This is a genomic window from Pseudomonas sp. PS02290 (genome assembly GCF_029960075.1).
Taxonomy (GTDB): Bacteria; Pseudomonadota; Gammaproteobacteria; order Pseudomonadales; family Pseudomonadaceae; genus Aquipseudomonas.
This window is the reverse complement of the sequence record NZ_JASCOY010000060.1, coordinates 1-15632: the sequence shown is the minus strand read 5'-3', so window position 1 is coordinate 15632 and position 15632 is coordinate 1. Positions and strand designations below refer to the sequence as shown.

Below are 15632 nucleotides of genomic sequence, written 5' to 3'. Positions count from 1 at the left end.
TCAGCGGTAAGACATGAGCAGGATTAAGACAGTTTAAGCGCAGATTGTACACAATTAAAATCACCTAAATTTTCACTGGTCACCCGCCGCGGCCCCATGCCCCGGATAGCGGCGCAAGGCAGATGAATACGCGATGACAAGCGCCATATCTGACCACTCAGGCAGGTTTCTTGCACAGTGATCCCATGAGGCCGAGAGTGGCGGGACGTGAAAAAACAGGGTTACACGTTGTAAATAAAGTTGTATACAATCTCACCATCGCAGCGACCGTCACGGCACCTTGATGCATCGCCCTGACGACCACCGCCACAGAACACAGGCTAGATAAGGAAGATTGCAGTGAGCGCCGACTACCCACGCGACCTGATCGGTTACGGCAGTAACCCGCCCCACCCCCGCTGGCCAGGCAATGCCCGTATCGCGCTGTCATTTGTGCTCAATTACGAGGAAGGCGGCGAGCGCAATATTCTCCATGGCGACAAGGAGTCCGAAGCGTTCCTTTCCGAAATGGTCGCCGCGCAACCGCTGCAGGGCCAGCGCAACATGAGCATGGAATCGCTCTACGAATACGGCAGCCGGGCCGGCGTGTGGCGCGTGCTCAAGCTGTTCAAGCAATTCGACATTCCGCTGACGATCTTCGCGGTGGCCATGGCCGCCCAGCGTCATCCGGACGTGATCCGCGCCATGGTCGACGCGGGCCATGAGATCTGCAGCCACGGCTATCGCTGGATCGACTACCAGAACATGGACGAGGCCCAGGAACGCGAGCACATGCTCGAAGCGATCCGCATCCTCACCGAACTCACCGGCGAACGTCCGCTGGGCTGGTACACCGGGCGCACCGGCCCCAACACCCGGCGGCTGGTGATGGAAGAAGGCGGTTTTCTCTACGACTGCGACACCTACGACGACGACCTGCCGTACTGGGAGCCGAACACCCCCACCGGCAAGCCGCATCTGGTGATCCCCTACACCCTGGACACCAACGACATGCGCTTCACCCAGGTGCAGGGTTTCAACAAGGGCGACGACTTTTTCGATTACCTGAAAGACGCCTTCGACGTGCTCTACGCCGAAGGGGCCGAGGCGCCGAAAATGCTTTCAATCGGCCTGCACTGCCGCTTGATTGGTCGCCCTGCCAGGCTGGCCGCGCTGCAGCGTTTCCTTGAATACGTCAAAGGCCACGAGCAGGTCTGGTTTGCGCGCCGGGTGGAGATCGCGCGGCACTGGCATCAGGTACACCCCTTCAATGGAGCCGCCGAATGAGCCGCTTTCAGACCCTGACGCCCTCTTCCCTCAGCCGCGACGAATTCGTCCAGGCGTTCGCCGACATCTACGAACACTCGCCCTGGGTCGCCGAACAGGCTTATGACCTGGGCCAGCGGCATGAGCTCGATGATATCGAGACGCTGCATGCACGCATGAGCGACATCCTGTTGAGTGCCGATCACGCCGCGCAACTGGCGCTGATCAACGCTCACCCGGACCTTGCCGGCAAAGCCGCCGTGCAAGGCCAACTGACCGAAGCCAGTACCTCTGAACAGGCTGGCGCCGGTATCCACCAATGCACGGCCGAAGAGTTCCAGCGCTTCACCGAGCTGAACGACGCCTACAAAGCGAAGTTCGCGTTCCCCTTCATCATGGCGGTGAAAGGCAGCAACCGGCATCAGATCCTCGCGGCCTTCGAGACGCGCATTCACAACACGGCCGACGCCGAGTTCGCCTGCGCCCTCGCCGAGATCAACAAGATCGCGATGTTCCGCCTGCAAGCCCTCTGACCGACCTTTCCCACGCCCACTATCAAAGGCAGACAAAAAGAATGAAAGCTTACGCCGCACCCTTCGAGAAGTTCGTCAACCTGGCCGATGCGCGTCTGGGGACGAAGATCCTTTCCGTCACCGATGACTGGTTCGCCGATGCCAACCGCCTGTTCCAGCCGACCCCTGCGGTCTGGAAAGAAGGCGTGTTCGACGACAACGGCAAGTGGATGGACGGCTGGGAGTCGCGCCGCAAGCGCTTCGAAGGTTACGACAGTGCAGTGATCCGTCTGGGCGTTGCCGGTTCGATCAAGGGCGTGGACATCGACACCTCGTTCTTCACCGGCAACTACCCGCCCTCGGCCTCGCTGGAAGCGTGCTTCCTGGCGTCGGGCGAGCCGGACGAACACACCGTGTGGACGGAAGTGTTGCCGGCCGTGGAGCTCAAGGGCGACAGCCACCATTACCACGAGATCGGTGACGCCAAGGCTTACAGCCATTTGCGTTTCAACATCTACCCGGACGGCGGCGTGGCGCGTCTGCGGGTGTATGGCGTGCCCCATCGGGACTGGTCGGCGGTGGGTGACAACGAGCAGATCGATCTCGCCGCCGCGCTGAATGGCGGTCGTGCGCTGGCCTGCTCCGACGAGCATTTCGGGCGCATGAGCAACATCCTCAACCCGGGCCGTGGCGTGAACATGGGCGACGGCTGGGAAACTGCACGTCGCCGTACGCCTGGCAATGACTGGGTGATCGTGGCGTTGGGGCATGCGGGCGAGGTCGAGCAGATCGTCGTCGACACCCTGCACTTCAAGGGCAACTACCCGGACAGCTGCTCGATTCAGGCAGCCTTCGTCAAAGGCGGCACCGACAGCCAGATCGAAACCCAGAGCCTGTTCTGGCGCGAACTGCTGCCGAGCCAGAAGCTGGAAATGCACGCCGAACACACCTTCGTCGAGCAGATCAAGGCACTCGGGCCGATCACCCATATCCGCCTGAACGTGTTCCCGGATGGCGGCGTGAGCCGGTTGCGGGTGTTGGGCAAGGTTGCGAAATAAACGCTTGGCCTCTGATGACTGATGGTTCCCACGCTCCGCGTGGTAACCCCTTTGCGGACGCTCCGCGTCCAGGGTGACGCAGAGCGTCAGGGGATGCATTCCCACGCGGAGCGTGGGAACGATCACCATTTACGAATTTCGAGAAAGAAGACCCCGCATGCGCACACTGATCATCGAGCCGTTGACCAAGGCAGCCTTCGCCCCTTTCGGCGAGGTCATCGAAACCGACGGCAGCGATCATTTCATGATCAATAACGGCTCGACCATGCGCTTTCACCGTCTGGCCGAGGTTGAAACGGCCACGCCGGACGACAAGGCGATCATCAGCATCTTCCGCGCAGAGGCGCTGGAGATGCCGTTGACCATCAGCATGCTGGAGCGCCATCCGCTGGGCAGCCAGGCCTTCATTCCGCTGCTCGGCCATCCTTTTCTGGTCGTGGTCGCGCCACTTGGCGATGCACCTGAACCCGAGTTGACCCGCGCCTTCATCACCAATGGCAGGCAGGGTGTTAATTACCATCGCGGCGTCTGGCACCACCCGGTGCTGACGATCGAAAAGCGGGATGACTTCCTGGTGGTTGATCGCAGTGGCAGTGGCAATAACTGCGATGAGCATTTCTTCGAAGAGAGTCAGAAGATGGTTCTCGATCCCCAACTATAAGAAGGGTCTGACCACCCGTTAAGCGGTGGAAGGCAAAGGGTAAAGACTGTGGCTGCACATCTGATGGAATGGCTGAATCTGGGCGTGCGCTGGATTCACATGATCGTCGGGATCGCCTGGATCGGCGCGTCCTTTTATTTCGTCTGGCTGGAGAACAACCTCAACCGCGCCAACCCCCGTGACGGTCTGTCGGGCGACCTCTGGGCGATTCACGGCGGCGGTATCTACCACCTGGAAAAGTACAAACTGGCCCCGCCGACCATGCCGGACGACCTGCACTGGTTCAAATGGGAAGCCTACTGGACCTGGATGTCGGGCATCGCGCTGCTGTGCATCGTGTTCTATTCCAACCCTACCCTTTACCTGCTGGCACCCGGCAGCACGCTGAGCGGCGGCGCAGGCATCGCCATCGGCGTGGGCTCATTGATCGCCAGCTGGACGATCTACGACATCCTCTGCGATTCGCCGCTGGGCAAGCGCCCTGCCCTGCTGGGCCTGGTGCTGTTCGTGCTGATCATCGCGGCCTGCTTCGGCTTCAGCCAGGTGTTCAGTGGGCGAGCGGCTTACCTGCACACGGGTGCAATCATCGGCACGATCATGGTGGGCAACGTGCTGCGCATCATCATGCCGGCCCAGCGCGCGCTGGTTGCCGCCATCGCCGAAAACCGCACGCCGGACCCGTCGCTGCCGGCCAAAGGCCTGCTGCGCTCACGGCACAACAACTACTTCACCCTGCCGGTGCTGTTCATCATGATCAGCAACCACTTCCCGAGCACCTATGGCAGTCAGTACAACTGGCTGATTCTGGCGGGGATCGCGGTGTGTGCGGTGCTGGTCCGTCACTTCTTCAACACCCGTCACAACAGCCACAAATACGCTTGGGCCTTGCCGGTCGGGGCATTGGGAATGATGTGCCTGGCCTACGTCACTGGCCCCGCGCAAACATCTCGCGGCCCGGACGTGGCGGAGAAAATCCAGTATCAGCCACTGCCGGGCACGGCCATCGGTGGCCATCGCGCCGACGAGCCGAAGCCTGAGGTCGCACCAGCGCCAGCCCCTGCCGCCGCCCCGGCCCCTACCCCGGAGGCCGCAGCCCAACCGGCGCAAGCCAGCAGCGGCGGCGTGGATTTCGAGAAGGTCCACAGCGTGATTCAGGAACGCTGCACCGTCTGCCACTCTGCCAAACCCACCAGCCCGCTGTTCAGCAGTGCGCCAGCCGGGATCATGTTCGATACGCCGCAACAGATCCAGCAACTGGCCCCGCGCATTCAGGCCCAGGCGGTGACCGCGCAGATCATGCCGCTGGGCAATATCACCCAGATGACCCAACAGGAACGTGACCTGCTGGGGCAATGGATTGATAAGGGGGCGCAGACGAACTGAAGTCAGCTGCAAGTAGCAAGCTGCAAGCCACAAGCTAGAAGCAGTACGCGATTGGCTTTAGCTTGGGGCTTGCCGTTTGAAGCTCGCTGCTTCCACCGATTCAAAGCTTCAACCCCAAAATAAGAACAAATGAGGTGTTGCATGTCCGAGTCAACTCACGCGCGCATCCCTGCCGCGCCGCCACGACAGCCCCTGCCACTGCTGCAACTGATTCTGGTGGGCCTGCAACACGTCCTGTTGATGTACGGCGGTGCCGTTGCGGTGCCGCTGATCATCGGCCAGGCCGCCGGGCTTTCCCGGGAAGAAATCGCCTTTCTGATCAACGCCGACCTGCTGGTCGCCGGTATCGCCACGGTGGTGCAATCCCTGGGCATCGGTCCGCTGGGGATTCGCATGCCGATCATGATGGGCGCCAGCTTCGCCGCCGTCGGCAGCATGGTGGCGATGGCTGGAATGAGCGGGGTCGGCCTGCGGGGCATCTTCGGCGCGACCATCGCAGCGGGCTTCTTCGGCATGCTGATCGCGCCGTTCATGTCGAAAATCGTGCGCTTCTTCCCGCCGCTGGTGACCGGCACCGTGATCACCTCCATCGGCCTGTCGCTGTTCCCGGTGGCGGTCAACTGGGCGGGCGGCGGCAGCAAGGCGGTGAGCTTCGGCGACCCGGTTTACCTCGGTGTCGCCGCGCTGGTGTTGCTGACCATCCTGCTGATCAACCGCTTCATGCGCGGGTTCTGGGTCAACATCTCGGTGCTGATCGGCATGGGCCTGGGCTACATCCTCTCCGGCTTCATCGGCATGGTTGACCTCAGTGGTCTGGGTCAGGCCGAATGGCTGAAGGTGGTCACGCCCCTGCACTTCGGCCTGCCGCAATTCAGCCTCGCGCCGATCCTGTCGATGTGCCTGGTGGTGGTGATCATTTTTGTCGAATCGACGGGGATGTTCCTCGCGCTGGGCAAGATCACCGACCGCGAAGTCACCCCCGGCATGCTGCGCCGGGGCCTGTTGTGCGACGCGGCCGCCTCGTTTCTCGCGGGTTTTCTCAACACCTTCACCCATTCCTCGTTTGCGCAGAACATCGGCCTGGTGCAGATGACCGGCGTGCGCTGCCGCTCGGTGACCATCGTCGCGGGCGGGTTTCTCATCGTGCTCAGCCTGTTGCCGAAAGCGGCGTATCTGGTGGCCTCGATTCCACCTGCCGTACTGGGCGGCGCGGCCATCGCGATGTTCGGCATGGTCGCCGCCACCGGGATCAAGATCCTTCAGGAAGCGGACATCTCCGACCGGCGCAACCAGCTGCTGGTCGCGGTGAGCATCGGCATGGGCCTGATACCCGTGGTGCGACCGGAGTTCTTCAGCCAGTTACCGCAGTGGATGGGGCCGATCACCCACAGCGGCATCGCCATGGCGACACTGAGCGCGGTGTTGCTGAACCTGCTGTTCAATGTCCTCGGCGGTGCCGAGCGCGCGGCGATGGCCGGACCGCTGCATTCACATTGAGGGGTTGCCCTGTTTTCGACGGGAGTGCTCTGTCACAGAGCACTTGAGCACGACTGCGCGAGTCAGTATCCTCCGCCGCCGCTCGAATTCAGTCCAATAACAACACTGCAACTAACCTGACTGACCGGACAACTCTCCGATCAGCCCGTGCATCTTCCAAACGGCATCGATAAATCGACCAATCGACTGTTCTTTAAACAGCCGGCGGGGCTTTTTAGTCTTTTTTCAAGGTGTTGGCTCAGCTCTTGCTATCAACTCGAAGCTGACCAAACAGACAACTTAATCGATTAAAACCAAGGCGCCATAACAGAGCGTCCGTTCGCAAAAAACCACGACGTCAATCCAAGGGAGTATTTACATGAACCGCACGCTTTCCAGCCTGATGGCCGCAAGTAGCCTGCTTGCCGCCGCGCCGGCCATGTCGGGTGATCTGATGCAGTGGCAGAGCAACAGCCTGACTTACCTCTACGGCAAGAACTTCGCCGTGAACCCTGAAAACCAGCAGACGTTCACCTACGAACATGCCGATGGCTGGAAATACGGCGATAACTTCGTCTTCCTCGATTACATCAACTACAACGGCAAGAAAGACGGCAGCCTGGGTAACGCCTCGACGTACGGGGAGATTTCCCCGCGCCTGTCGATGGGCAAGATCTTCGATCAGAAATTCGAGTTCGGCCCTGTCACCGACGTGTTGCTGGCAACCACTTACGAGTTTGGCGAAGGCGATGTCGAGTCGTATCTCATCGGCCCGGGTTTTGATTTGAAGATCCCCGGCTTCGATTACTTCCAGCTGAACTTCTACAAGCGTTACAACGACGGCCACCGCGCCGGTTACGGCGCCTGGCAGATCACCCCGGTCTGGTCCTACACCATTCCAGTGGGCAAGTCGGACATTCTTATCGACGGTTTCATGGACTGGGTCGTGGACAACAAACAGTCCAACAGCAAAGGCGATTACCACTCCAACCTGCACTTCAACCCGCAGATCAAATACGACCTGGGCAAGGCGCTCAATCTTCCGGACCGGCAGTTGTACGTAGGCGTCGAGTACGACTATTGGAGCAACAAGTACGGGATCAACGACACGCGCTCTTTCGACACGGACCAGAACACCGCGAGTTTGCTGGTGAAAGTGTTCTTCTGATCGCTTCGGGACGGTGCTGGCGAGCGCCTTCGCAGGCCGTTGCCATCAGGCGTCCACTGCAGAATGCCTGGGGCCTTGCGCTCCGGGCAATTAATGCGCTTTTCATTTTCATGTGACCGATTTTTAACTTCCGCTCCGGGAAGATAGGCACCGTCGGCCACTGTCGGGCAGACACTCGAACCTCCCTGTCTGAACCACCCGGTAACCACAATGAACAAACTTCCACAGATTACGCTCGCGTTCTGGGTCATGAAGATCTGTGCCACCACGTTAGGCGAAACAGCAGGTGACTTGCTGTCGATGACCCTCGACGTTGGCTATCTGATCAGTTCCCTTATCTTGATCAGCGTGTTTGTCGTCACGCTCATCACGCAACTGGCCTCCAAACGCTATAACCCGGCGCTGTACTGGTTGGTGATTCTTTCCACCAGCACCGCGGGCACCACCATGTCCGACTTCATGGACCGTACGCTGGGCCTCGGTTATGCAGCGGGTTCGGCCATTCTGGTGGCGATCCTGCTGGCGATCTTCTCGGCCTGGTACTGGAGCGAACGGTCGTTGTCAGTCAGCCGCGTCACCACGCTTAAAGCCGAGCTGTTCTACTGGTTCGCCATCCTGTTCTCGAACACCCTGGGCACGGCGCTGGGCGACTTCCTGGCGGATGACTCGGGATTGGGTTTCATGGGCGGGGCGTTGCTGATCGGCTCGGCGATTGCCGTGGTCGTGGTGCTTCACTACACCACACGGTTGTCTTCGGTGGCGTTGTTCTGGATCGCCTTCGTGCTGACTCGCCCGTTCGGGGCGACGTTGGGCGACGTGTTGACCAAACCCCATGAAAAAGGCGGCCTGGACTTCGGGACGGTGGGTTCGTCGATGGTACTGCTGGGCATTCTGGTGCTGCTGGTGGGCGCCGCCATGTATTACAACCGCAAGCCCGCGCCGGCCTATGCGGTAATCAGCGACAAGTAAGGACACGCTCCACCGAAGTAAGGCGCGCTTGCCTGGGACCGAAGCACTTCAACCCTCGCTACACAGGCTGAGGTTCAACGGGCTCAGGCAAACGCGGCCAGGGTCCCCCCCTCAGGAATGCCCTTCCCACGGCAGCGGCTTGCCCGCTCGCACCCTCGCGTTCAGCGAGCGCAGCAGGTCGAGGGGATCACGGTCTTTCATCGCATGACTCTGCTCGTCGACCCAGGTCATGACCTGCTGCCGGTCGAGCGTCGGCCGGCGGTGCAGGATTTCCACCAGCTGACGCTCGCAATGCTGGGCATACGCAACGACGCTGGAAAACAATGGGCTGTTCATGCTGCCGACACCTCGCCACCGAATACGCGTTCAGCCTTGATAAGGCGCCAGTTTTGTTGCTGCCATTCCGCTACTGCTCCCGGTACAACCCGCCACACAATAGCATTGGCGCGCCGTCGCGCCAGTGACAAAGCCGGTGGACAAAGGGGATGTTGTTGCGCAGCCGAGGCAATGTTGAGCCTGCTGCGAGGCCGGTGCTAACATTCGCCACCGCCGAGCAGGCAAGGACATACCGGTTTATGAGCAGCATCCGCGAGCGCAACAAAGAACTGATCCTGCGCGCAGCCAGCGAAGAATTTGCCGATAAGGGATTCGCCGCCAGCAAGACCAGTGACATCGCCGCCAAGGCGGGTGTGCCCAAGCCCAACGTCTATTACTACTTCAAGTCCAAGGACAATCTGTATCGCGAGGTGCTCGAAAGCATCATCGAGCCGATCATGCAGGCGTCGACGCCGTTCAATCGCGAGGGTGTGCCGGCTGAAGTGCTGACGAGCTACATCCGCTCGAAGATCCGCATCTCCCGCGAGCTGCCCTTCGCTTCAAAGGTGTTCGCCAGCGAGATCATGCACGGCGCGCCGCATTTGACGCCCGAGCAGGTTGAGCAACTGAATGGACAGGCCCGGCATAACATCGAATGTATTCAGGGCTGGATCGATGACGGTCTAATCGCCCCGATCGACCCCCATCATCTGATGTTCAGCATCTGGGCCGCGACCCAGACCTACGCCGACTTCGACTGGCAGATTTCCACGGTGACGGGTAAAGCGACCCTGGACGACGCTGATTACGAAGCGGCCGCCCAGACCATCATCCGCCTGGTGCTCAAAGGGTGTGAGCCTGACCGCTGAAGGTCACTGGCTTTCTTCCTTGTCGTAGCCCAAGGCCCTGTTCACACCTTGCAAGAGCTGGCCGAAACTCCAGGGCTTGCGGATGAACACGACTGGATGTACGACACCCGAGCTCTCGGGTGTCTCGTGACCTGACATGATCAGGATCGGGATCTGCGGATACTTGTTGCTCGACAGGTTCGCAAGGTCCGCACCGTTCAAGGTGCCCGGCATGAGAATATCGGTCAGGAGGAGCGCCACGTCGCCCGAGTTGCTTTCGAGGTACTTCGCCGCCTCGTCTGCAGTCTCCAGCGCATGGGTGGTAAAGCCTTCATCCTCGAGGATTTCGCAAACGAACTCGCGAATGATCTCCTCGTCCTCAACCACCAGAATGAGTCCCATGTTTGGTACGTCTGCTGCCATTTGCGCCACATCCACAATAATTATTTCCCATGCCTGCCCGGCCGGCCCTGTCCTGGACTCGGGTGTAGTCCGTACTGTGAGCGGCGCGAGCGCCGGAAATTCCATTGGGAAGCAACATTTGGTCGAAACGATGTGCAGATTCTGGAAATGAAACCGTACAAACGGGACTTTGCGGAATCGCAGGCAATAAAAAACCCGCCGAAGCGGGTTTGTGCAACACCGTCCAACTTCCTGTTGGCCGCCAATGCCTGGCAACGGTCGATCGTCCTTGATCCTGCAGCGGTCCGTTGCTGCAGTTGATGGATCCAATGTACCGCGAGGATGTGTTTCAACCTAGAGCCAAGTTCCTCAGGTCGTGTAAGCCTTTGGCTATACCTGTGTCAGTGACCTGCGCCCACACTCAGGTTTATACCGGTCAGGCCGAGATGCTTAATGACACCATGGCTTCCCTCCGCTGAGGGATGCGGGTCAATGGGCTGTCGTGCAAGCGGTTATAGAGCGGCTTGGCCGAACAAGAAGAAAAAAGAAGCGGAGTGACGATCATGAATATGCGCAATCTTTCGATCAGCCGGCGGTTGTGGCTGATTCTCATCGTCGCCGTGGTGATGCTGTTCACGCTGGCGGCGGCGATGCTCAAACAGATCCACGACGATCTGTACGAAGCCAAAACCGTCAAGACCATGCACGTGGTGCAGACCGCCAGCGGCCTGCTCGATTACTACCATGGCCTGGAAACCGCCGGCACCCTGACCCGCGAGCAGGCCCAACAGCAGGCGATGGATGCCATTCGCGGGCTGCGCTACAACCAGACCGACTATTTCTGGATCAACGACCTGCGCCCGGTGATGATCATGCACCCGGCCAATCCCAAGCTGGTAGGCCAGGACCTGTCCGGCATCAAAGACCCGGACGGCTTTCAGGTCTTCAACGAGATGGTCACCCTGGCCAAGGCCAAAGGCGGGGGTATGGTCAACTACCGCTGGCCCAAGCCCGGCGCCACTGATGCGGTCGGCAAGACCTCGTACATCTCGCTGTTCGCGCCGTGGGGCTGGATCATCGGCTCGGGCGTTTACATCGATGACGTGCAGGCCGAGTTCTACAAGCAGGTGGTCAAGGCGCTGTCGATCAGTGCCGGCATCATTCTGGTCATGGCGCTGCTGTTGATTCTCATCGCGCGCAGCATCGCCGGCCCGCTCAAGGCCACTGTCGAGGCGATGGCCAATATCGCCAGCGGCGAAAGCGACCTGACCCGCACTCTGGAAACCCAGGGCAACGACGAAGTCACGCAACTGGCCCGGCACTTCAATGCGTTCACCGCCAAGCTGCGGCGGGTGGTCAGTGAGCTGCAGTCGTCTGCGGTCGGCCTGGGTCAGGCGTCGAGTGAGCTGGGCAGCAACGCCATTCAGGCTCAGGAACGCAGCCAGCAGCAGTCGCTGCAGATGGAGCAGGTGGCCACGGCGGTCAATGAGGTCACTTATGGCGTGCAGGACGTGGCAAAAAACGCCGAGCACGCCGCCAGCGAGATGCGCAACGCCGAATCCCAGGCGCAGCAGGGTCAGGCCAACATCGACAGCAGCCTGAAGCAGATCGGGCACCTGTCCGGCACCATCGATCAGGCCGTGGAAGTGATTCGCACGCTGGCCAGCGAAAGCACGCAGATCGGCGGCGTGCTGGAGGTGATCAGTTCGATTGCCGAGCAGACCAACCTGCTCGCGCTCAACGCCGCCATCGAAGCCGCCCGCGCCGGTGATCAGGGCCGTGGCTTCGCCGTCGTCGCAGACGAAGTCCGCCTGCTTGCCCAGCGCACGCAGAAATCCACGGCGGAAATCCAGGCGATGATCGAGCGCCTGCAAGCCCATTCGGATGCGGCGGTGAAAGTCATCGCCGACAGCAGTCGTTCTTCGCAGCTGACCATCGAGCAGGCCAACCTGGCCGGCCAGAGCCTGACGTCGATCAGCCAGGCGCTGCGCAACCTCAACGGCCTGAACGCCTCCATCGCCAGTGCGACCCTCGAGCAATCCCACGTGGTGGAAGACATCAACCAGAACGTCACCCAGGCGGCGCAGCTGTCCCAGAGCACGGCGGTGGCGGCCGAACAGTCCAGCGCGGCGAGCAATCAGCTCAAAGGGTTGAGTGAACAGCTGAATGGGTTGTTGCGGCAGTTTCGGGTGTAACAACCAGATTGAGCCCCATAAGATTTGCGGTGTAACGACTGGCGCTTTCCCGGCTAAAGCCGGTCCCACAGGGGTACGCGGTGTTTCCGTAGGACTGGCTTTAGCCGGGAAGGGGCCGGCCTGGGCACCCTCAATTTTGCGGTGTGACGCCTGAGGCTTTCCCGGCTGAAGCCGGTCCCACAGAAATATACGGTGTGTCAGCTGGAGTGGCGATGAGAGAATGTATCTCGCTTACAGCCTTGCTGAACTACGTACCTCAAGCCATTATGTATACAATAAATACAATTATTGAATACAGACATGCCGGCCCTCCTCGCCCCATCTCCCCACCATTGCCCTGACTGGGCCGAAGCCCTGCTCAACGGTTTCAGTCAGGTGCTCCTGCAACGCAGCGCCCTCTGCGGGGTTTTCTGTCTGTTGGCGATTCTGATCAGCGCCCCCTCCTCCCTGGGCGACGCGCTGCTGGGTGCCGTCGCGGGTTTGCTCACGGCGCAACGGCGCGGCTACCCGAAAAGCAGGCGCCAATCCGGGCTCTACAGCTACAACGGCATTTTGCTCGGGCTGTTGGTCGGCTCTCAGGTCGAATGGTCACCACTGGTGCCGCTGCTGATCATTGCCTGCGGCGGGTTGAGCGCGATGCTCATGCACGCCTGGCTGGAACGCACGCCTCGCGCCACGTGCCTCAACGCCTACACCGCGCCCTTCGTGCTGTTTGGATGGTTGTTATTGATGTTTGTCGGGCCGACTTCAGTCGCTGTCGCAGACGTAAGTCCGATCCACGCGCTGCCGCTGGGTTTTGGTCAGGTCTTTCTGCTCGATCATCCGCTGGCCGGGGTGATGATCGGTGTCGGGCTGCTGATCGCCAATCGGCGCGCCGCGCTCTGGGCCTTTGTCGGTTGCCTCAGCGGCGTCACCTTCGTGCTGTGGCAGTCGCAGCCTGACTTGCCACTGCCCGCTCTGTGCGGCTACAACCCGGCGCTGGCCGGGCTGGCCTTCAGTCAGGCGCGGCACAAACCCTGGTTACCGGCGAGCGCCATTGCGCTGTCGATTCTGTTGCAGCCGGGGTTTGCAGCCATGGGGCTGGCGACGCTCACCGCCCCGTTCATTCTGGCCTGCTGGCTGGTGCAGGCCAGCGCCCGGCTGCTGCGTCAGGCTATCGGTGATGACAGGTTGCGCTCCTGAGCGCTTTGTCCCACGCTCTGCCGACCTTGCACGCGGAACGACCCCATGGACAGCAACATCAGCTGGCGCGAACAGCTACGCATCATCATTTTTCAAAGTGACACCAAACCCGGCCGACGCTTCGACAAGATCCTGCTGGTGCTCATTCTCTGCAGCCTGCTCGTGGCGATCATCGACAGCATCGAGGCCGTTCACCGCAACTACGCTGCGCCCCTGGCCTGGATCGAGTGGACCTTCACCTTCATCTTCGCGGTCGAGTACCTGCTGCGCCTGTACTGCTCGCCCAAACCCCTCAAGTACGCCTTCAGCTTCTACGGCCTGATCGATTTGCTGGCGATCGTGCCGGGCATTCTGGCGATCTATTACAGCGACGCGCAGTACCTGCTGATCGTGCGCGTGGTTCGGATGCTGCGGATCTTCCGCGTGCTCAAGCTCAGCCCTTATCTGAAACAGGCCAACTACCTGCTCGCCGCCCTGCGTGGCAGCAAGCAGAAGATCATTGTGTTTCTCGCCACCGTGTCGACGCTGGTGACGGTGTTCGGCACGCTGATGTACGTCGTCGAAGGGCCGGAGCACGGCTTCACCAGCATTCCCAAGGGCATCTATTGGGCGATCGTCACCCTGACCACGGTGGGCTTTGGCGACATTGTGCCGAAAACGCCGATCGGGCAGATTCTGTCGTCGCTGGTGATGATCACCGGTTACTCGATCATCGCCGTGCCCACCGGGATTTTCACCGCTGAACTGGCCAATGCCATGCGCGGCGATCAGCTGCAGCACGACTGCCCGGTCTGCGCCAAGAACGCCCATGAACCCAACGCGGCGTTCTGTTCGCGCTGCGGCAATGCGCTGTTTCCCAAGCTCGGCGCGATGGCCGCACCGGCGGATGCGCAACGGGACATAAGCACATGAGTTTTTGATCTATTGAGCCGCTGGGGACTTTGGTTATAGTCGCCAGCCATTGGCCATCTCGCCTGATTATAACAACGGCTCTTCCAAGAGCGAATCACTAAACGCCCTCTGCTCAACGCCACAAGGAATCCACAGTGAAAAAGATCTTCGCCGCTTCCCTGCTCGCCGCAGGACTGGCTCTGGGCAGCGCTGCACAGGCCGCCGCGCCGTCGCTGCTGAACGTGTCGTATGACGTGATGCGCGACTTCTACAAGGACTACAACGCTGCGTTCCAGAAGCACTGGGAAGCCGAGCACAAAGAAAACGCGACGATTCAGATGTCCTTCGGCGGGTCGAGCAAGCAGGCGCGGTCGGTGATCGATGGCTTGCCTGCCGATGTCATCACCATGAACATGGCCACTGACATCAATGCGCTGGCCGACAACGGCGAGCTGGTGACGAAGGACTGGGTCACCCGCCTGCCGAACAACAGCGCGCCGTTCACCTCGGCCACGGTGTTCATCGTGCGCAAGGGCAACCCGAAGGCGCTGAAGGACTGGCCAGACCTGGTCAAGGATGGCGTTGAAGTCGTGGTGCCGAACCCGAAAACCTCGGGCAACGGCCGCTACACCTACCTCTCGGCGTGGGGCTATACGCTGAAAAACGGCGGCGATGAAGCAGCGGCGAAGAAATTCGTCGGCGAGCTGTTCAGCCACGTACCCGTGCTCGACACCGGCGGCCGTGGCGCGACCACTACGTTCATGACCAACCACATCGGCGACGTGCTAGTGACTTTCGAAAACGAGGCGGAAATGATCGCCCGCGAGTTTGGTCGTGATCAGTTCGAAGTGGTCTACCCGAGCGTCTCCGCCGAAGCCGAACCGCCCGTCAGCGTCGTGGACAAAGTGGTCGACAAGAAAGGCACCCGCGCGGTGGCCGAGGAATACCTGAAGTACCTATGGTCGCCAGAAGGCCAGGAAATCGCGGCCGCCAACTACCTGCGTCCACGGGACCCCGCAGTGCTGGCCAAATACACCGACCGCTTCCCGAAAGTGGACTTCCTGTCAGTGGAAAAAACCTTCGGCGACTGGCGCACCGTGCAGAAAACTCACTTCAATGACGGCGGCGTGTTTGATCAGATCTATCCGGGCAAGTAAGCAACAGACGATGCGAAAACGGCGACCTGAAGAGGTCGCCGTTTTTGTTTGGCTTGACCGGTGATTCACAGGGGAATGCAGAACGTGTGGGAGCGAGCTTGCTCGCGAATGCAGTGAGCCAGACAACCCGTAAGCCACAGACAGATCGCATTCGCGAGCAAGCTCACTCC

The 15632-nt window shown here is 60.5% G+C and carries 15 protein-coding genes; 13 read left to right on the top strand and 2 right to left on the bottom strand.

The genetic code is table 11. From position 1 onward, the window contains the following. The first annotated feature begins 339 nt into the window (after window positions 1-339). The 8 genes from puuE to QMX88_RS20950 all read left to right on the top strand — a co-directional run bounded on the left by puuE (window position 340) and on the right by QMX88_RS20950 (window position 8472). Window positions 340-1266 (top strand): allantoinase PuuE, encoded by a 927-nt coding sequence (puuE, locus tag QMX88_RS20985; RefSeq protein WP_282372144.1) that lies wholly within the window; start codon window positions 340-342, stop codon window positions 1264-1266. After that, window positions 1263-1778, top strand: a complete 516-nt coding sequence (uraD, locus tag QMX88_RS20980; protein WP_282372143.1) for a 2-oxo-4-hydroxy-4-carboxy-5-ureidoimidazoline decarboxylase — start codon at window positions 1263-1265, stop codon at window positions 1776-1778. Before puuE ends, uraD begins: the two co-directional genes overlap by 4 nt. 41 nt (window positions 1779-1819) lie before the next feature. Further along, window positions 1820-2815 carry an allantoicase gene (gene alc, locus QMX88_RS20975; protein WP_282372141.1) on the top strand — a complete coding sequence of 332 codons (996 nt, stop codon included), beginning with the start codon at window positions 1820-1822 and terminating at the stop codon, window positions 2813-2815. 157 nt (window positions 2816-2972) lie between these two features. After that, on the top strand, window positions 2973-3476 hold the full coding sequence (locus QMX88_RS20970; RefSeq protein WP_192174184.1) for an ureidoglycolate lyase: 504 nt from the start codon (window positions 2973-2975) through the stop codon (window positions 3474-3476). Window positions 3477-3524: 48 nt separating this feature from the next. Beyond that, window positions 3525-4859, top strand: coding sequence for a urate hydroxylase PuuD (locus QMX88_RS20965; RefSeq protein ID WP_282372139.1), 1335 nt, complete (start codon window positions 3525-3527; stop codon window positions 4857-4859). Between the two features lie 141 nt (window positions 4860-5000). Further along, a complete protein-coding gene (locus QMX88_RS20960; RefSeq protein WP_282372137.1) occupies window positions 5001-6356 on the top strand; it encodes a nucleobase:cation symporter-2 family protein in 1356 nt (451 codons plus the stop codon). 358 nt (window positions 6357-6714) lie between these two features. Further along, window positions 6715-7503 carry an outer membrane protein OmpK gene (locus tag QMX88_RS20955; protein WP_282372136.1) on the top strand — a complete coding sequence of 263 codons (789 nt, stop codon included), beginning with the start codon at window positions 6715-6717 and terminating at the stop codon, window positions 7501-7503. A gap of 210 nt (window positions 7504-7713) precedes the next feature. Beyond that, entirely contained in the window at window positions 7714-8472 is a 759-nt protein-coding gene (locus QMX88_RS20950; protein WP_192174180.1) for a COG4705 family protein, read from the top strand. Window positions 8473-8583: 111 nt separating this feature from the next. Here QMX88_RS20950 and QMX88_RS20945 read toward each other — a convergent pair whose 3' ends face one another. Next, on the bottom strand, window positions 8584-8808 hold the full coding sequence (locus QMX88_RS20945) for a hypothetical protein (RefSeq protein ID WP_065988731.1): 225 nt from the start codon (window positions 8806-8808) through the stop codon (window positions 8584-8586). Between the two features lie 239 nt (window positions 8809-9047). Here QMX88_RS20945 and QMX88_RS20940 point away from each other — a divergent pair, with 239 nt between their 5' ends. Then, window positions 9048-9656 carry a TetR/AcrR family transcriptional regulator gene (locus QMX88_RS20940; RefSeq protein WP_192174179.1) on the top strand — a complete coding sequence of 203 codons (609 nt, stop codon included), beginning with the start codon at window positions 9048-9050 and terminating at the stop codon, window positions 9654-9656. A 3-nt stretch (window positions 9657-9659) separates the two neighbouring features. Here QMX88_RS20940 and QMX88_RS20935 read toward each other — a convergent pair whose 3' ends face one another. Continuing rightward, window positions 9660-10058, bottom strand: a complete 399-nt coding sequence (locus QMX88_RS20935) for a response regulator (protein WP_192174178.1) — start codon at window positions 10056-10058, stop codon at window positions 9660-9662. Window positions 10059-10600: 542 nt separating this feature from the next. Here QMX88_RS20935 and QMX88_RS20930 point away from each other — a divergent pair. The 4 genes from QMX88_RS20930 to QMX88_RS20915 all read left to right on the top strand — a co-directional run bounded on the left by QMX88_RS20930 (window position 10601) and on the right by QMX88_RS20915 (window position 15462). Next, a complete protein-coding gene (locus tag QMX88_RS20930; protein WP_282372132.1) occupies window positions 10601-12232 on the top strand; it encodes a methyl-accepting chemotaxis protein in 1632 nt (543 codons plus the stop codon). 300 nt (window positions 12233-12532) lie between these two features. Then, window positions 12533-13414 (top strand): urea transporter, encoded by an 882-nt coding sequence (locus QMX88_RS20925; protein ID WP_282372131.1) that lies wholly within the window; start codon window positions 12533-12535, stop codon window positions 13412-13414. Between the two features lie 45 nt (window positions 13415-13459). Then, window positions 13460-14326, top strand: coding sequence for an ion transporter (locus tag QMX88_RS20920; protein ID WP_192174175.1), 867 nt, complete (start codon window positions 13460-13462; stop codon window positions 14324-14326). Window positions 14327-14460: 134 nt separating this feature from the next. Further along, window positions 14461-15462, top strand: coding sequence for a sulfate ABC transporter substrate-binding protein (locus tag QMX88_RS20915; RefSeq protein WP_282372130.1), 1002 nt, complete (start codon window positions 14461-14463; stop codon window positions 15460-15462). Window positions 15463-15632 lie beyond the last annotated feature (170 nt).